General features: G+C 58.9%; 13 protein-coding genes. 6 read left to right on the forward strand and 7 right to left on the reverse strand.

Annotation, left to right across the window (positions count from 1 at the left end):
- Window positions 1-35 precede the first annotated feature (35 nt).
- Window positions 36-1,310: a class I SAM-dependent RNA methyltransferase gene (locus tag VH599_01555; protein ID HEY7346975.1), complete on the reverse strand. Its 1,275-nt coding sequence runs from the start codon at window positions 1,308-1,310 to the stop codon at window positions 36-38.
- Window positions 1,311-1,516: 206 nt separating this feature from the next.
- Between VH599_01555 and VH599_01560 the strand changes: the two genes are divergently transcribed.
- A complete protein-coding gene (locus VH599_01560; protein ID HEY7346976.1) occupies window positions 1,517-2,203 on the forward strand; it encodes a hypothetical protein in 687 nt (228 codons plus the stop codon).
- 18 nt (window positions 2,204-2,221) lie between these two features.
- Window positions 2,222-3,172 carry a cobalamin-binding protein gene (locus tag VH599_01565; GenBank protein ID HEY7346977.1) on the forward strand — a complete coding sequence of 317 codons (951 nt, stop codon included), beginning with the start codon at window positions 2,222-2,224 and terminating at the stop codon, window positions 3,170-3,172.
- A gap of 122 nt (window positions 3,173-3,294) precedes the next feature.
- Here VH599_01565 and glnA read toward each other — a convergent pair whose 3' ends face one another.
- On the reverse strand, window positions 3,295-4,719 hold the full coding sequence (gene glnA, locus VH599_01570) for a type I glutamate--ammonia ligase (GenBank protein HEY7346978.1): 1,425 nt from the start codon (window positions 4,717-4,719) through the stop codon (window positions 3,295-3,297).
- Window positions 4,720-5,100: 381 nt separating this feature from the next.
- Here glnA and VH599_01575 point away from each other — a divergent pair, with 381 nt between their 5' ends.
- Window positions 5,101-6,756, forward strand: coding sequence for a glycosyltransferase family 39 protein (locus tag VH599_01575; GenBank protein HEY7346979.1), 1,656 nt, complete (start codon window positions 5,101-5,103; stop codon window positions 6,754-6,756).
- 70 nt (window positions 6,757-6,826) lie between these two features.
- Here VH599_01575 and VH599_01580 read toward each other — a convergent pair whose 3' ends face one another.
- Together VH599_01580 and VH599_01585 are read right to left on the reverse strand one after the other, a co-directional pair.
- A complete protein-coding gene (locus VH599_01580) occupies window positions 6,827-7,675 on the reverse strand; it encodes an energy-coupling factor transporter transmembrane component T (protein ID HEY7346980.1) in 849 nt (282 codons plus the stop codon).
- The gene (locus VH599_01585; GenBank protein ID HEY7346981.1) at window positions 7,665-8,552 is read right to left on the reverse strand and encodes an energy-coupling factor transporter ATPase; all 888 of its coding nucleotides are present in this window, start codon (window positions 8,550-8,552) and stop codon (window positions 7,665-7,667) included. Before VH599_01585 ends, VH599_01580 begins: the two co-directional genes overlap by 11 nt.
- Window positions 8,553-8,880: 328 nt before the next feature.
- Between VH599_01585 and VH599_01590 the strand changes: the two genes are divergently transcribed.
- Both VH599_01590 and VH599_01595 read left to right on the forward strand, forming a co-directional pair.
- The gene (locus tag VH599_01590; GenBank protein HEY7346982.1) at window positions 8,881-9,798 is read left to right on the forward strand and encodes a hypothetical protein; all 918 of its coding nucleotides are present in this window, start codon (window positions 8,881-8,883) and stop codon (window positions 9,796-9,798) included.
- Window positions 9,795-10,697, forward strand: a complete 903-nt coding sequence (locus VH599_01595) for a lysophospholipase (protein HEY7346983.1) — start codon at window positions 9,795-9,797, stop codon at window positions 10,695-10,697. Before VH599_01590 ends, VH599_01595 begins: the two co-directional genes overlap by 4 nt.
- A 109-nt stretch (window positions 10,698-10,806) precedes the next feature.
- Here the strand turns inward: VH599_01595 and VH599_01600 are convergent, their stop codons facing one another.
- The gene (locus VH599_01600; GenBank protein ID HEY7346984.1) at window positions 10,807-12,345 is read right to left on the reverse strand and encodes an MFS transporter; all 1,539 of its coding nucleotides are present in this window, start codon (window positions 12,343-12,345) and stop codon (window positions 10,807-10,809) included.
- Between the two features lie 367 nt (window positions 12,346-12,712).
- Window positions 12,713-14,641, reverse strand: coding sequence for a HAMP domain-containing sensor histidine kinase (locus VH599_01605; GenBank protein ID HEY7346985.1), 1,929 nt, complete (start codon window positions 14,639-14,641; stop codon window positions 12,713-12,715).
- Window positions 14,642-15,180: 539 nt separating this feature from the next.
- On the opposite strand from VH599_01605, the gene VH599_01610 reads away from it, so the two are divergent.
- On the forward strand, window positions 15,181-15,639 hold the full coding sequence (locus VH599_01610; GenBank protein HEY7346986.1) for a hypothetical protein: 459 nt from the start codon (window positions 15,181-15,183) through the stop codon (window positions 15,637-15,639).
- A 184-nt stretch (window positions 15,640-15,823) separates the two neighbouring features.
- On the opposite strand, the gene VH599_01615 is transcribed toward VH599_01610, so the two are convergent.
- Window positions 15,824-16,021, reverse strand: coding sequence for a hypothetical protein (locus tag VH599_01615; GenBank protein ID HEY7346987.1), 198 nt, complete (start codon window positions 16,019-16,021; stop codon window positions 15,824-15,826).
- Window positions 16,022-16,075 lie beyond the last annotated feature (54 nt).

The raw sequence follows: 16,075 nt of genomic DNA on the forward strand, positions 1-16,075 counted from the left end.
ATCCATCCTACTTGATCAACAACGCTGTTAGCCGCTTAACATATACGCAAGACGGCAACGCACTCGATATGCGCCGTCTGAGGAAACATATCTAGCGGCTGCACGTTCACCAGGTGATAGCCCGCCGTTGTCTCGCAGAGGTAGCGAAGGTCGCGGGCCAGCGTGGCCGGATCGCACGAAACATAGACTACACGGGAGACGCGCCGCTCTATCAGCGCATCCAATACCTGGCGCTGGCAGCCCTGGCGCGGCGGGTCCAGTACCAGCCCGTCAATCGTCTCTGGCAGAGACGGCAGCACCAGTTCCGTCTTACCCTGGAGAATCTGCACGTTGGCGGCGTCGCGCACGTTCCAGAGCGCATCGCGCACCGCGCTTGCCGATTCCTCAATGCCAATCACGCGCCGCGCATGCCGCGCCAGCAGCAAGGCAAACGTTCCCACGCCACAATAGGCATCGGCCACCGTCATCTCCGGGCCAGACTCCAGACCGCGCAAGACCAGCGCCGCCATCTGGTCCGCCTGGAGTGTATTCGTCTGAAAGAACGAACTGGGCCGTATCCGAAAACGCGCTCCCGCCAGTTCCTCCTCCATGCTCTCCTCGCGCACCTCGAACCCCGACGCCTCTAACTGCGCCTGAACTTCCGGCGCGGGTGCAGGTTGCAGCAAAAGCTGGCCGGTATTGGCCCCACAGCGGACCAATACCTGTGGACGCGGCTGCGGTAGCTCAGACAGCGCCTTCAAGGCGCGATTGATGGATTCGTGGGCAATCGGACACGCATCGAGCGGAATAAGCCGGTGCGAGCCACGCACCGTCAGACCCACCTGTCCTTCGCGGTTCACCGAAAAGCGCATATGGTTGCGATAGCGCCAGGGAGTCTCGCAGGCCAGCGTCGGCAGCACAGGCGGATCAACAAAACCGCCTTCACCGCGCAGCAGATCAGCGACCATTTCGCGCTTGATCTCCAATTGCCGGGCGTAGTCAATATGCTGGAACTGGCAGCCGCCACACACGCCAAAATGCGGGCATGGGGCTTCAACCCTCCAGGGCGAACGCTCAAGCACCTGAAGCATGGTGATACGCGGCGACAAGCGCCGCCGTCGGTTCTTACGCCGCCCTGTTCGCGGCGGTGGCTCCTCGACAGAGACGATCACCCGCTCGCCTGGAATCCCTCCCGGCACACTCACCTCCTGGGGAAAGCGTTCGTCTGCCTCCTCTGCTGGCTGGCTGGCATCTGGCAATCTGGCAATGATCTGCCCAACGGCATCGCCCTCGCGGGTGAAGCCGGTCAGTTGCACTTCATAACAGCGCATTCGCGCTTGCTGATCCACCGGCAAGGCCAAAAGCAATCCTCTCAACTGAAAGAGAGCAACCACAATAAGGGAGTAAAAAGCTGAACTTCCAGCCCATTGTATCACTCTCAATTACAGCGAAGCAAAGAACCGGCAGTTCTGGCGCGTAGAACCCTCAAAGCGGTATAGTAACAAAAGATAGTGCTATGGAGAGCAGGAGAACCAGCATGCAAAGCCAGCCGAAATCTTGCGCCCTGAGTTTCAGTGGCGGCAAAGACTCGATGCTTGCCCTGGACCGCGCCATCCGGCGCGGCTGGCCTGTGACCTCTCTGCTGAATCTCTACGATGCGGCCAGCCAGCGCGTTCGCTTTCATGGTGTGCGCAAAGAACTTATCCAGGCGCAGGCCGACGCGCTGGGCATCGCGCTGCTCGCCTATCCGACCCAGCCAGAAACATTTGAGCAGGTTTTTCTTGACGCGCTGGCTGATCTGCGCGAGCGCGGCGTGGACGCGATCATTTTCGGCAATATCCACCTGGCCGATGTGCGCGCCTGGTATGAAGAGCGCACCACCGGCCAGGGCTTGAGGCATCTGGAGCCGTTCTGGGGCGAGCCAGTGGGGCTGCTGGCGCGTGAGGTCATCAAGCGCGGCTATCACGCGATATTGACCAGCGTGGAACTGGCACGCGCCCGAGAGGTGTGGTTGGGCCAGCCGTTCAGCGAAGCCCTCATCGCCGAGTTCGAGACAGCAGGCATTGATGCCTGCGGCGAGCGCGGTGAATATCATACCTTTGTCAGCGGCGGCCCGCTCTTTCGCTATCCGCTTCCCGTTAGCCTGGGGGAGCGTGTCTCCACGCCCGGCTACGCGCTGATTGATATATTGCTGGAAGCGCCTTTCTCCACCAGCGGCGCATAAAATTAGGAAGGGGATGCTATGCGGCTTGTATCGTTGCTGGCAAGCGCCACAGAAATGATCGCAGAACTTGGATGCCTCGATCAACTGGTTGGCCGTTCACACGAATGTGATTACCCCAAGGCGGTGCAGATGCTGCCGGTAGTAAGCCGGGTACAGATTAACGTTGACACCAGCAGCGCCGAGATCGACGCGCAGGTCAAGGCTTTGAGTCGCGCAGCGCACGAAGATACCGCTGCGCTGAAGGCGCTGAGCATCTACAGCATCAACACGGATCAATTGCAGCGCCTGCGCCCTGACATCATCTTCACCCAGACGCAATGTGAGGTCTGCGCCGTCAGCGAGCGCGATGTAGCGCGCGCCGTCGCGCAACTGATCGGCATCCAGCCGCGCATTCTCTCGCTGGCGCCCTACCGGCTGGCTGATGTCTGGGAGGACGTGCTGCGCGTGGGCGCTGCCCTGGAGCGCCAGGCACAGGCAGAGAAGCTGGTAGCAGGGTATCAAGCGCGCCTGGAGCGGCTGCGCAGCCGCTCTGACGCACAGCCTGAGCATCCGCGCGTCGCCATACTCGAATGGATCGATCCGCCAATGGCTGGTGGCAATTGGACGCCTGAACTGGTCGAGTACGCAGGCGGCATCAACCTCTTTGGCGAAGCTGGCGCGCACTCGCCCTGGCTGGCCTGGGAAGACCTGCTGGCCGCCGATCCTGATGTCATTGTGCTCACGCCCTGCGGCTTTACCCTTGAGCGCACGCTCGAAGATATTCCCCTGTTGGAAGCACGCCCTGGGTGGTCAAACCTGCGCGCTGTGCGTAATGGGCGCGTCTTCGCCGTCGATGGCAACCAGTATTTCAACCGCTCCGGGCCGCGCCTGGTCGGATCCGCTGAGATTCTGGCGACGCTCCTGTATGGGAAGGACATGGCCGAGAGCATCGATCATACAAGCTGGCAAAGAGTCGGCGACAAATCATAGCACATCCTATTGAATCGCTGCTGCCTGGAACGCTCAGAAACAGAAGTGCCCTGCCCGAGTACATGGGCAAGGCACTTCTGCATAGAAAAGGCTGTTAAGAGGCAGCTTCACCTGCTGCCAGGCTAGGCATCGTAGAAGAGGGCAAACTCCAGCGGCGTGGGGCGCAGACGCACCTCAACAGACTGAGCGCGCTTGATCTCGATATGCTTCTCCAGCAGATCCTCGGTGAAGACCCCACCCTCCAGCAGGAAGTCGGAATCCGCCTCCAGCGCGCTAAGCGCCTCATCGAGCGAACCGGGCACCGAACGAATCTCATGGGCCTCGGCGGCGCTCAGTTCATAAATGTTCTTGTCCAGCGGACCAAAGCCTTGTCTTTCGGGATCAATCTGGCGCTTAATGCCATCCAATCCCGCCATCAAGAGCGCGGCAAATGTCAGGTATGGGTTGCACGACGGGTCCGGCGGGCGGAACTCAAGGCGCTTGGCCTTGGGGTTATCCGAGTACATAGGGATACGCACCGCCGCCGAGCGATTGCGCTGCGAGAAGACCAGATTGACGGGCGCTTCAAAACCAGGCACCAGACGCTTGTAGCTGTTGGTCGTGGGCGCTGCCAGCGCCAGAATCGCCGGAGCATGGGTGAGCAAACCACCAATGTAGTAGAGCGCCGTCTTGCTCAAGCAGGCGTAGCCGTCGCCGAAGAAGAGCGGGCGCTCATCCTTCCAGAGGCTTTGATGGACGTGCATCCCCGACCCATTGTCCCCAAAGAGGGGCTTGGGCATAAAGGTCACGGTCTTGCCATGCCGTTTCGCAATATTCTTGGTAATATATTTGTAGAGCATCAGCTTATCGGCCATGCGCATCAGTGAATCGAAACGCATGTCGATCTCGGACTGGCCTGCGGTGGCAACCTCGTGATGCTGCGCCTCCACCGGTATACCACACGCCTCCATCGTCAACACCATCTCGGTTCGTATATCTTGCAGGGTATCGGCTGGCGCAACTGGGAAATAGCCTTCTTTGCCGCGAATAGTATGGCCCAGGCTGCCCGCTGCCCCACCTGCGCTGTTCCAATGGGCCTCGGCAGAATCAACCTCGGCAACCTGCATATTCTGGTTGGAGGCATAGCGCACAGAATCAAAAATGAAGAATTCAGCCTCTGGCCCGAAATAGCTCGTATCCGCTATGCCGCTCTTGCGCAGATACGCTTCGGCCTTACGGGCGATATAGCGCGGATCGCGGCTATATGGCCGATGCACGGCCCCTGGCTCCGCTACATCGCAAATCAAGCTGAGCGTGGGAACAGCCGTAAACGGGTCCAGAATAGCGGTATCCGGGTCCGGCATCAGCAGCATATCGCTTTCATTGATCTCCTGGAAACCACGAATGCTCGACCCGTCAAAACCCACGCCCTCCTCGAAGGCATCTTCATTGAACGCAGAAAGGGGAACACTAAAATGCTGCCAGGTGCCTGGCACATCGGTGAACTTGAAGTCCACCATCTTTACATTCCGCTCTTCAGCAAACCGTAAGACTTCATCGGGGGTCATTTGTTCTTCAACTCCTTTTCGGACGCCAGCAAAGGTTCTAGTAAACGGAGAAGCCGTCATACTGTGCGCAATGCACAATATGACGGCGCACCTATCAGTTGTGATAAGGATACCAGAGCGGCTTTCCGCTTGTCTTTGGACAGATTAGCAGGAAAGAATACAACTTTTCTTGTGCATTCTGCACAATACTCTGCCATCTTCTGAGAGCATCCTATGGGAGTTCTCAAATATAGCCCTACCAGGCCAGGGAGCGTTTTTTGACACGGCGCTTCATTGGGGGCTATACTGTGCCTCTGAAGCGCCGACGCCTGGACCCCAGCAGCGGCGTTTCAGAGACGTTGGTAGAAGCGGCTGATAGAAAGAGCAGGTCAAGAAAAGACGGTGGCCCGGCAACAAACGTTACCTCCGCAGGACCAAACCCTGCCAACTTCAGGAGCAGCGCCAGGCGGGCAAGGCCGCCGCGCTTTCTTCTTGGAAGCAGGTCTGGTCGGTGTTGTGTTGCTGCTGGCGCTGCTCCTGCGGCTGTGGCATCTTTCCGCCCTGACAGACAACTATGACGAGGGCGTTTACTGGGCCTCGCTCCGCGCCATGTACGAAGGACATGGGTTATTTACCCCAGTCTTTTCCTCGCAACCTCCGCTTTTCCTGCTCTCACTCTATCCGTTGGTCGCCCTGTTTGGGCCAACCATGCTTGCAGCGCGTTGGGGAATCGTCTGCTTTTCACTCATTGGCATCCTGGCGATGTATCTGCTCGCCAGACGGCTGGGCGGACGCTGGGCAGGCGCTATCGCGGCTCTGCTCCTTGCCTGCGATTACCTCTACCTGATTCAATCGCAGACCATCCAGGCCGAAGCTCCGTCTGTCGCGCTGATGATCGCTGCGGTGGCCGCCGCCGCCTATGTCAATCGTTATCCCTGGCAAGCTGCATTGCTCTCAGGCGCGGCAACATCTCTGGCGGCGCTGGAGAAGCTTTTTGCCGTCGCGGCGATTGCCCCGATTATGGTTCTTTTTTTGGGCTGTTTGATCGCTTTCGAGCGCGCGCGGCGATCCGAAGAGCAGCCAGAGCAGCGCACAGGTCTCTTTTCCCGTTTGCGCCTGCCACAGCGGCAAACGATCACACACGCCGCACTGCTGATAAGCGCGTACCTGGCGGGGATGGCGCTGGCGGGGCTGCTGGTCTTTCTCCCCTATCTCAACCAGCTTCATGCCGCTTACCAGCAGGTGATCGCTCTCCACCTGGCTGCCGACCAGAGCTTTGCCAGTACGGTGAGCCGGAACCCCCAGACGCTGCTCAACGCAACCACAGAGTACCCGCTGGCGATCCTGGGACTCCTCGGCTTTCTTGTGGGTCTGATCCGCCGACGCTGGCATATCCTCACGGCGGCTGCCTGGATACTGGCTGCACTGGTTATCCTCTTGCGTCAGACGCCGCTCTTCACGCACCATCTCGCCTTGCTCATTCCGGGCCTGGCCCTCAGCGCCGCCATTGGTCTCGCGCCCACGACGGAGGCATTCTCCGCAGAGGCGGCGATTCTGCACGCCCGGCTGCAACGCATTCGACCAGCCTGGAACGCGCGCGTGAGTAAGATAGTGATCCTGGGTCTGCTCGCGCTGCTCTTGATAGGGATGCTGGCGTTCAACCTGCAAGACATCGTCCGCTACCCGTTAGACAGACCGGCTGCCGAAATGCATGCGCCATTGGTGAACGCAGCCCAAATCTCGCAGGTCGTCAGCGACTTGCAACATCTGACCACGCCCCAGCAGCAAGTAATCACCGATGACCAATACATGGCGATGCTGGCAAACCGCGATATACCGCCAGCGTTAGTAGATACCTCCGAAGTGCGTATCACCACCGGCTATCTGACCACTGAGCAGGTCATTGCCATCGCTGAACAGCCACAGGTTGGCGCGATTCTCTTCTACACTGGCCGGTTTGGTAAGCTGCGAGGCTTTCGCGCCTGGGTAGAGCAGCATTTTCACCTGGCGCGCACCTATGGCAGCGGGCGAAACCTCTACGTGCGGAATGCCCCATGAGACGCGAGAAGGGCTTCCAGGCGACACGCATGCCAGATACCGACCTGCGAAGCCATTACTTGCGAAGCAGCTAAAAAAAGAGCAACGCTGCCAGCGTTGGCGTTATGACCAGCGCCAGGGCGGCATAGTCTTGTTTCCGCAGGCGTGTTTCATAGAGCATCGTCTGCTCGCCAGCCGCCGCATAGCCGCGTGACTCCAGCGCGACCGCCAATTCACCAGCCCGCCGCAAGGCTCCGCGCAGCATAGGCACGATCAGCGCCAGCACCGCGCGTCGCCGCTTGCGCAGCGAGCCTCTGGTAAACTGCGCCCCGCGCGACTGCTGGGCTTTGATAAGCTGATTGGCCTCATCCACCAGCAGCGGCAGAAATCGCAGGGCGATCAGCATCATCAGCGCCAGTTCATCTGCCGGAACACGCCAGCGCCGCAGCGGGCGCAGCAGCAGCGCAAGTCCCTCAGCCAGAGCCACCGGACTGGTGGTGAGCGCCAGCAATTGCGAGGCCAGGAAGATCAGGAGAAAAATGGTGGAGAAGCCCAGCACAAGCCAGGCGCCATCCGAACTAATGACCACCGGACCAATCGCCACATCCACGCCAAAGAGATGCACATGCGCCGGGCCGATGGTAGCCAGCGTCGTATCCCCAGGAGTAAACAGCAGCGCGGGAATAGCGGCCAGCCCGACCAGCAGCACGAGCAAACGCATCCGCCGAAAAATATAGCCGGGGCGAATGCCGCTCAGACCTACCGCCACCAGCAGAAGCGCCAGCGTCACAATATAGGGGCCGAGATGCCACGCCCGCCGATTCGCCAGAAAGAGCAGCACCGCCAGCCAGAGAACCAGCAGCAGTTTGGTGCGTGCCTGCAAGCGATGAAGCACCGATGTTCCCGAAATATAGACGCCAAGGGGCAGATTATTCAGCATCGCGCCGCGCTCCAAAGGATGGCTGAGAGCCGACCAGGCCAGCAAGGATGGCCTGGGCCATCTCATCAAGCGTCAATGCCTCGGCGGGAACGGGAAAGCCTTGCTTACGCAGCGAAGCTGCTACCTGGCTCAATGCTGGCACATCAAGCCCCCATTCTACCAGCAGATGCGCCTGCCTGAAGAGTTCACGCGGGCTGCCGTCCAGAACCAATCGGCCCTGGTGCAGCACCAGCGAGCGGTCGGCCAGCGCCGCAACCTCGCTCATATCATGCGACACCAGCAAGATAGTCGTTTGTCGCTCGCCTCGCAAGCGGGCTAGAAAGCGATAGAGTTCAGCGCGCCCCTCACCATCCAGTCCTGCGGTTGGCTCATCCAGAATTAAGATAGCTGGCTCCATCGCCAGCACTCCGGCCAGCGCGGCGCGGCGCATTTGTCCACCGCTGAGCGAAAAGGGATCACGACGCCCAAACTCTTCCGTGGGCAGGCCGACGATGCGCAGCGCATCTGCGACCACGCGCTCCACCTTCTCCGCCCCCAGGCCCATCTGGCGCGGCCCAAAAGCGACCTCATCAAACACGGTGGAGGCAAAAAGCTGCGTCTCCGGTGATTGAAAGACGAGGCCCACCATACGACGAAGCTTTGCCAGGTCAGCGCCTCTTGCCCCCACATCAATAGCGTTCACCATGACGCGCCCACTGGTGGGCCGGAGCAGCCCATTGAAGTGCTGCACCAGCGTTGATTTTCCTGATCCGGTTACGCCAAGAATAGCGACACAGCTTCCATCCTCAATAGTACAGGAGAGTTCGGCCAGCGCCACCTTTGCGAGCGGCGTCCCGGCAAAATAGGTATAGGTCAGCGTTTCAACTTGAATCGGCACAGCCCCGTGTTCCCCTGCCCTACCGGCGTATACTCTGCTCAAAAAGAACGGATGAAAACCGCTATTCAGTACGTCACGCGCGCATGTGTGACAAAGCTGCGACAATTACGCTATACTGGTAAAGCACAACGCTCGTCTCTCTTCTAGAGAGGCAAAAAGATATGGTATCACATAGCATATTACAAAATACCTTGTAGAAATCCAATCAGAAAGGTTTCAGAGACTTGACACACCCCCTTATGCTTTGCAGCAAAGCGGTAGGGGAGAGATGCGCAGAGAGGATGATAGCTGAAACGCTCTCCCACCATGATAAGGAGATCACCCCTTTATGGCCCCCCAGGCATCTTCAATGCTTCCAACAGACGGCGATCAAGGTTCTATCGCAGTGCTTCCCAGGACTCCGCGCCCCTGGTGGCGTCAGGCCGCTGGCTATGTCGCGGCTGGCATTCGTATCTGCCGCAAAGACATACCAGGGCTGACGGCCCTGGTGGGACTCTTCATGCTCCCGCCGCTCGCAGCAGTCGTTGTTGGCAGCCAGCCAGGAGAGATCGCTCATTGGATCGCCAACGCCCTGCCCTGGATCACTATCACACTCGGAAACATCTCCGTCGTACTGGCTGTCGAGGCGATTGACGCGGGCAAGCCAATCATTCCCTCAGAGATTTTACCGGCGGCTGTGCGCTGGCTCCCCCGCTACCTCTGGGCCAACGGCATTACGACTGTCCTCTTCTGGGGCATCTTTATTCCTGCCCAGGGGGGACTTGGTATGTTGACGGACCACTGGGGCTGGCCGTCATTTACGGTCATTGTACTACTGGGCATCCCCATGCTTTTCTGGCATGTGCGACTGGTCTTTGCCACCTACGCAGCTATCGTTGATGACCAGCCAGGGGTGCGTTCCGTACTTATCAGCATAGGCATCGCCCATCGCCGCTGGCGCATGGTCGTCGCCGCTTTTGTTGGTTCGGTTCTGGTCGAAGGGCCGGTCATCGGGCCAATCTACCTGCTGATTCAAGGGATTACCAACCCGTATGTGGCAGGCGGTTTTACCTGGATGCTCATTATGTTGATGCGCCCCATCTTCATCGCCACGCTGCACGAAATCTATGAAGACTACCGGCCAGCAGCAGAGATTGCCGAGAGCCACAAGCATCCCAGGCTCACATTCTTCCAGCGATTGCTGCGTGAAGTAAGCATACGACCTGGCAAAGCCGCGCTTCCAGAACCATCGGGAGGCGCGCCATGATCGAGAAGAGCCAGAGGGCCAGGGAAACCGTTGGAACGGAAACATTGGTGGAGACCGAGGCAAGCCTCCACCTGGCTGACGGAATCACTATCTTTGCCCGCGCCTGGGCGCCGCCATCCCCGCAGCGAATCGTCGTCTGCATCCAGGGATTAGGAGGGCATGGCAACTACTACCAGACATTGGCGCGCGAGCTTGCCCCTGCGAGCGCAGCGGTCGTAGCTCCCGATCTACGTGGGCATGGGCGATCAGACGGCGTGCGCGGCAATATTGACCGCTTTGATCGCTACCTGGAGGATGTAGACGCGACCTTGAGATGGGCGCAAGCCTCCTGGCCGGACAAGCCAATCATTCTGCTGGGTGAAAGCATGGGGGCATCCATCACCATTCAGTACATCGCCAGCACGCACCGACGCGCTGATCCGGTCCCGCTTGCCGGGCTGGTCCTCATCTCACCGGTCCTGCGCCCTGCCATCCAACCAACTATCAGCGAAGCGGTGCGCTATCTCCGTCTACTCCTGACCGCGCCATCCCGTCCAGCCATGCCCGTAACCGGACGCGAGGAACTGGGCTGCCGTGACGATGCTTTCAACGCTCGCCTGCGTGCTGACCCTCTTTTCGTGCGCCACGTCAGCGTGCGCTTCCTCAACAGCCTGACCAGATGGCTCTGGCAGACCCGTCGCCAGGCGTCCCAGCTTTCTCTTCCACTGCTGGTGCTTCAGGGGGCATGCGATTATGTCGCCAATCCCGCCGGGACCGCCGCCTTTGTGCGACGGGTAGCAGCCAATGATCGCCGCGTTGTCACCTTTCCCGAAGCCTATCACTGCCTGCTCTATGACCCGGCGACTCCACTGGTTATAAAGGCGCTGACATCCTGGCTGGCTGCTTATCCCAAAACTTAGGAATCCGGCAATCTATCGAGATGACCCGAAAGATGGCGAAGGGTGTTGATGGAGGAAGAGTTGAGGAGCAGAGGTTCTAAGACAACAGCGGTTCGGGCCAGCGCCCAATCTAGTTACTGAGCGTTGGCGGCTCATACACCGGCGTCTCCTCATCCACTAGCACTGTAGAAGGCTGGTTCCCCTGTGCCTGGTCTTTGTCTGGTCCAGGCGCCGAGCCATCACCAGAGCCACCTGATCGTCTCGCCAGCGCCCGCAGCAATGTTACCAGCGCCGCTGCCAGACTGAACCCCACCAGCATATCTATGACGGCGTTGATACCCAACAGATCGGTCAGCGCGCCCATAAACAGCATGACCGGAATAGCGCCGCCATTGAAGAGCACCTGATAGAGCGCCAGCACGCGTCCACGCATCTCATCGGGCGAACGTTTTTGCATGCGCGTTTGCGCCGGGACAACGATCAAATCTAAACAGAGACCCACCAGCGCCGTCAGCCCGGCCACTGTCAGCAAAAAGAATGGATTTGTCCACCAGCCAGTCGGGTCCGAGAGACTCGCCACTTTCTGTGCAATCGGCAGTAAACCAATCCCTAGAGCCGTACCGATCATTCCGCCAGTAATCGTGCGGGTTGATCCCAGGCGGTCCACCACCGCCGGAACCAGCAGCGAGCCTAGCACCAGGCCGATACCGGCAGGAGCAAAAATCAACGCGGTATCGCTGGTGGGCAGATTCAGCAAACGCTGCACAAAGGTGGTCGCCAGTTCGGCAACCGTGAGCATAATCAAGCCCCCGAAGCATGCCTGCCACAAGGCATCCAGCAAAATATTATCCTTGCGCACCAGTTGCCAGCCTTCGCTGAGGTCTACATGCAGCCTTTTCCAGATACCAACAGATAGCTCCATTTGGACGGGCAAGGTGTCTACCGGAAGGGGCAGAGCTTGCAGGGCCTCTTGCTCGGCTCTGGTAATCATCAGATCGCTTGAAGGGCGTGCCTCTTTATGACGCTCGCGTGGCAAACTCGCGGTCAGACCAGCCGCAATGAGATAGAGTATGGTGAGAATGATAAAAAGCGTCTCAACTGGCATCAAGGTCAGATGATGAGCGTCTGTCCCCAGCACAAGAGTGGGCAACAGATCGAGCGCCAGCGGGCCAAGCAGCAGCAATCCCACTGCCTGGCTCGCGTTCAGCGTCAAATTGTAGAGCGAGAGCGCGGGCAGCAATTCGGCCTCACCGACTATTCGAGGGATAATGGCGCCTTCTGCCGGGCTGAAAAAGAGGCCAACAAGCGAGAACAAGAACGCCAGCGCATAAATATAGAGATATTGGTGCGGATCGATCAACAGCGCAACCACAAAAAGCGCGGTTGACAGCGCGCGCACCACATTACTGATCCAGAGGATGCGGCGGCGATCAAGTCGATCCACCAGCGCCCCGGCTGGCGCGCCAAACAAAACCAGCGGCAAGCTCAGCGCGATAATCACCAGGCCCACCAGCGTTGCCGAGTGCGTCTCATCGGTAATCAACACGATCATCGCGTAACTGGCGGTAAATTGTACGCTGAGGTAAATAATCTGGGCCAGCCAGAGGCGCAGCAGGGCCGGGTGCCGGAGAACCTTCAAGACCTCAAGGCCCTTTAGTGATCTACCCAAGCGTTCCCTCCCTCGTGACCAGCAGGGCCAGCGCATTCTGACTCAGAGAGAGCCTCGCCTCCTGGGTTGTCGTTCGCCATTTCTTTATCTCAGCCATCCTGGCGCCACCTGGCCTTATCTGATCATGAGCCAGCCCTATTGATAGTATTTAACCACTTTCGTAGACTGGCGCATCCACTCTTGATAAAAAGCCCTTTTGAGAGGCCATTTTCCCCAGTAGGGTATCATATCTCGCGGCTCACGTCCATCTTGTAAGGCCAGAGCCATAGGACATACAGTTATAGGGTTTGGTCGCTGCGCTGCTTCAAGCAGGGTTCATCAGCAAGGGCTGCTATAACAATACCTGTGATCCCGCTGGATCACTCAATCACCCATCTTCCTCTGGAACCTTTAGCAGCATGGTAAACCAGAAGGTGGATCCCTGTCCTGGCAGACTCTGGACACCGACCTGCCCGTGGTGCTGTTCAATGATCGTCTTGTTGATATGTAACCCCAATCCGAGTCCGATCCCCGACCCACTTTGTATTTCGATCCCTGGCGCGCGGTAAAAGCGTTCCCAGATGCGCTCCTGCTCGGCAGGCGGCAGCCCTGGCCCCTGATCCCACACCCAAACGCGGCCCTGCTGCCCCTTCACCTGCACCCCTACCTCCACCGGTCGATCTTCCCGCGAGTATTTGAGGGCATTGGTCAGATAGTTCGTCACCACTTGTCCGATACGGTCGGCGTCGGCGAGTACCGGCATTGACTCATCTGGCAAGCACAGAGAGATAGTGCGCCCAGGGAACGCCTGGCGCTGCTCCTCGACAGTCGCGCACACAATGGCCGCCAGATCCACCAGCTTCAGATCGAGCTGGAGCTGCCCGGCCTGGATGCGCGAGGTATCCAAAAGTTCACTGACCAGGCGATTCAGACGCTCTGCCTGCTGAAGTGGAAGCGCCAGATCGCTCTGAGAACCTTCTTTCCTTGTCTTCGCCTGCCCAGTCTCGTCTTCCGGCTGGGACGCCCGATGTTGGGCGCGTCGCTGGAGCATCTGCAAGCTCAGGATGAGCGTCGTGAGAGGGGTCTTGAGTTCATGCCCAGCAATCCCCAGGAAGGACTCCATGCGGCGGTTGGTCTCACGCAGCGCTGCTGCATTCGCTTGCGCAGCCAGTTCATCGGTACGCGCCTGTTCCCAGGCGCGCCGCAACTGAGCATTTTCCAGCACCATGATCGCCTGGCGCACAAACGCCAGCAGGAGCAAGGAGAAAATCACCACGCTGGGAATCAGCGGGTGCATGAAATGGAGCGGCGCGATGATGGTCCGAATAGCAATGAGTACGCTTGCCAACAACGCTGCCACCAACGGAAGGAGGAAACGGGAGACAGCTTTGAGGTCTTCTTTCAGGAACTGTGGGCGCTGCCCTGTTGCAGCAGGCAGCGCATTGGCGTAGGCCAGTTTTTTCTGGGTCAGCCGGAACTTTACCAGCCCTGCCAGGGGCACCAGCAAATAGAAGGCGTTCCAGAATACATCGGAAAGATAGCCTGTTCGGTAGACATGTCTGGGATACAAGAGAAGCCAGGCAGCCAGGGAATCGGCGGCCACCAGGCAGAGGAACGCTACGATCAGCAGTGTCAAGACCGCACGCTCCATCTGGCATTGACGATAGATGAAGGCCACTGTCAGGCCAAACAGCAGACAGAGATCCCACAGCGGATAAGCCAGATTCACTGCCTTGCCCAGCGGCGGTTCTCCACTTTGCAGATAGAGCGGAGCCAGGAGGAAATACCAGGAGAGGGCGCCAGCCGCCCCCATCACAAGCAAGCAATCCAGGATGACTTTTATCCGCGACCCCCAGGGTGGCGCCCCAGGCAACAGGGCGAGGGCCAGGAAAAAGAAGGGGTACTGAAGGAGAAAGAACAGATCGGGAAACGAGGGAAAGGGGACAGCGTTAGGATGGATAAACTGATCATCCAGGGTCCACACGGTTCGAGCTATAGCGTAGGAGAGCAGAGCCACGCTCATCATCCACCCGGAGCGTCCGCCCAGTTGGCGGGCGCGGGTGAGCCACCAACTCACGAAGACAATTGCCAGCAGTTCCGGCCAAGCCAGCAGAGCGCGGAGCCAGTCGGTGACTGAATTGATCCAAGGTGGCTGAAGCAAGGTGACGGCGATTTGGTAAGCAATAAGCCCCCCTACAACCAGGAAGGCAATCCGCAGCACTGGATCACGCCAGAAGGACTGGGCCAGCGCTGGAGGTGAGCGTGGAGCAAGCCGGGTTTTCTGTGGCCTGGCAGGCAGTGTGGGGACAAGCTTCAAGGTGTTCCCTGGCCTCTCTAGGCGGCAGGCAGAGCTAATGGCAGAGGCTCCCTGGTGCGCCTCTAGGAGAGGTACGAAGCAAGAGGGGCATACAAGCAAGATATTCCTGTGTGAGCCGCACTCATCCCGCGTTTCGTCTTCTGCCCCGCAGAATCCAGGCCAACCAATGCGGCGGGACAAAGATAGTAGCCATCACATCGGCTGTTTAGTAGCTAATGGCCGCCAAAAAGAGGATTGCCCGGTGCTTGTTAGTCGCACCGGGCCAGGTGTGAATCGGAGCCGGCGGTGGGACTTGAACCCACGACCTACGGTTTACGAACTCACTGTTGAGCTTTAGCTTCTTTTCGTAGGCTTTTGCAGCCTGGCTTACCTCTTCATCTTCTTTCGCTGCCATTCACCAACATGTGATGGCTCTGCCGTCAAAATTGCCGTCAAACAGGCTCTTCGGAATGCCTTGGGTCTGCCAACAGGGCAGATCTCCCAGACCCCTGCGTGGGATTCCATGCAGGGGTTCTTCTATGGGAAAGGAATATATGCCGATGACTATACCTCCCCAACTCGCCAGCGCGACGGAAGCGCGCCACACCTTTGTGGAACGGCTCACCACGCTCTTCTTGGAACTCGAAGGCGAGGCCCAAGCCAACCCCGCGTTCGCCTTGCCCGCCTGCATCGCCTCCACCTTCCAGGCAGCACAGCAAGCGCATGCCGCCTGGCATCAGGCGGTGAATGCCTTGCTCACCGACGAGCCGAGGAGATCGGAGCTGTCCCCATACCCATCTCAGGCCCAGGTCTACCGCCGCCTTATCCGGCTTGCCAATGACCTGACCCGCCGCTGGCTGCATCTGGCTGATTGCCAGCAGTCTCCTGAAATCAGCACCCAGATGGCCGTGCTGGATCGCAAGCTTGCCCAGATCGAGGCCGAACTGCGCACTCTCCAGGAGGGTCAGGAAGGCGCAGAGACTCTCCCCGTCTCCTGCCCTACGACCCTCTGCATGTAGGTGAGCAAAAAAAACCGGCCAGACTGCCTTTTGCCCTGTTAGTCTGGCCGGAGCGGAAGAGACCCCGCAGAGCAGCATTCTCTCGCTGGGGTCTTTTTCCGGTCATGGCAAGGAAGAGATCCCCATGAATTCCCAGCGACTTTATGCGCGCAACTGGCGTGTCCGCGTCAAGGCACGCCTGCTTCTAGTCGGGCACCGCTGTGAACAGTGTGGAATAGTCCATCGCAGTATCGCTCACAACCAGCGTGGCGAACCGTATATGGTCTACCTTCAGGGCTGCCACCTGGCTCACGACCCCTGGAATCCAGATGCCGAGTTCCGCATCTGGTGCCCTGCCTGTCACAACCGCTACGACGCTGCGCACCGCACCCAAACCCGTCATACCGCTCTTAGGCTACGTTAACTTCATCTGCTCTTGTCTCGCTCTACCCTCTTC

This window comes from Ktedonobacterales bacterium (assembly GCA_036557285.1).
In the GTDB taxonomy this organism is placed as follows: domain Bacteria; phylum Chloroflexota; class Ktedonobacteria; order Ktedonobacterales; family DATBGS01; genus DATBHW01.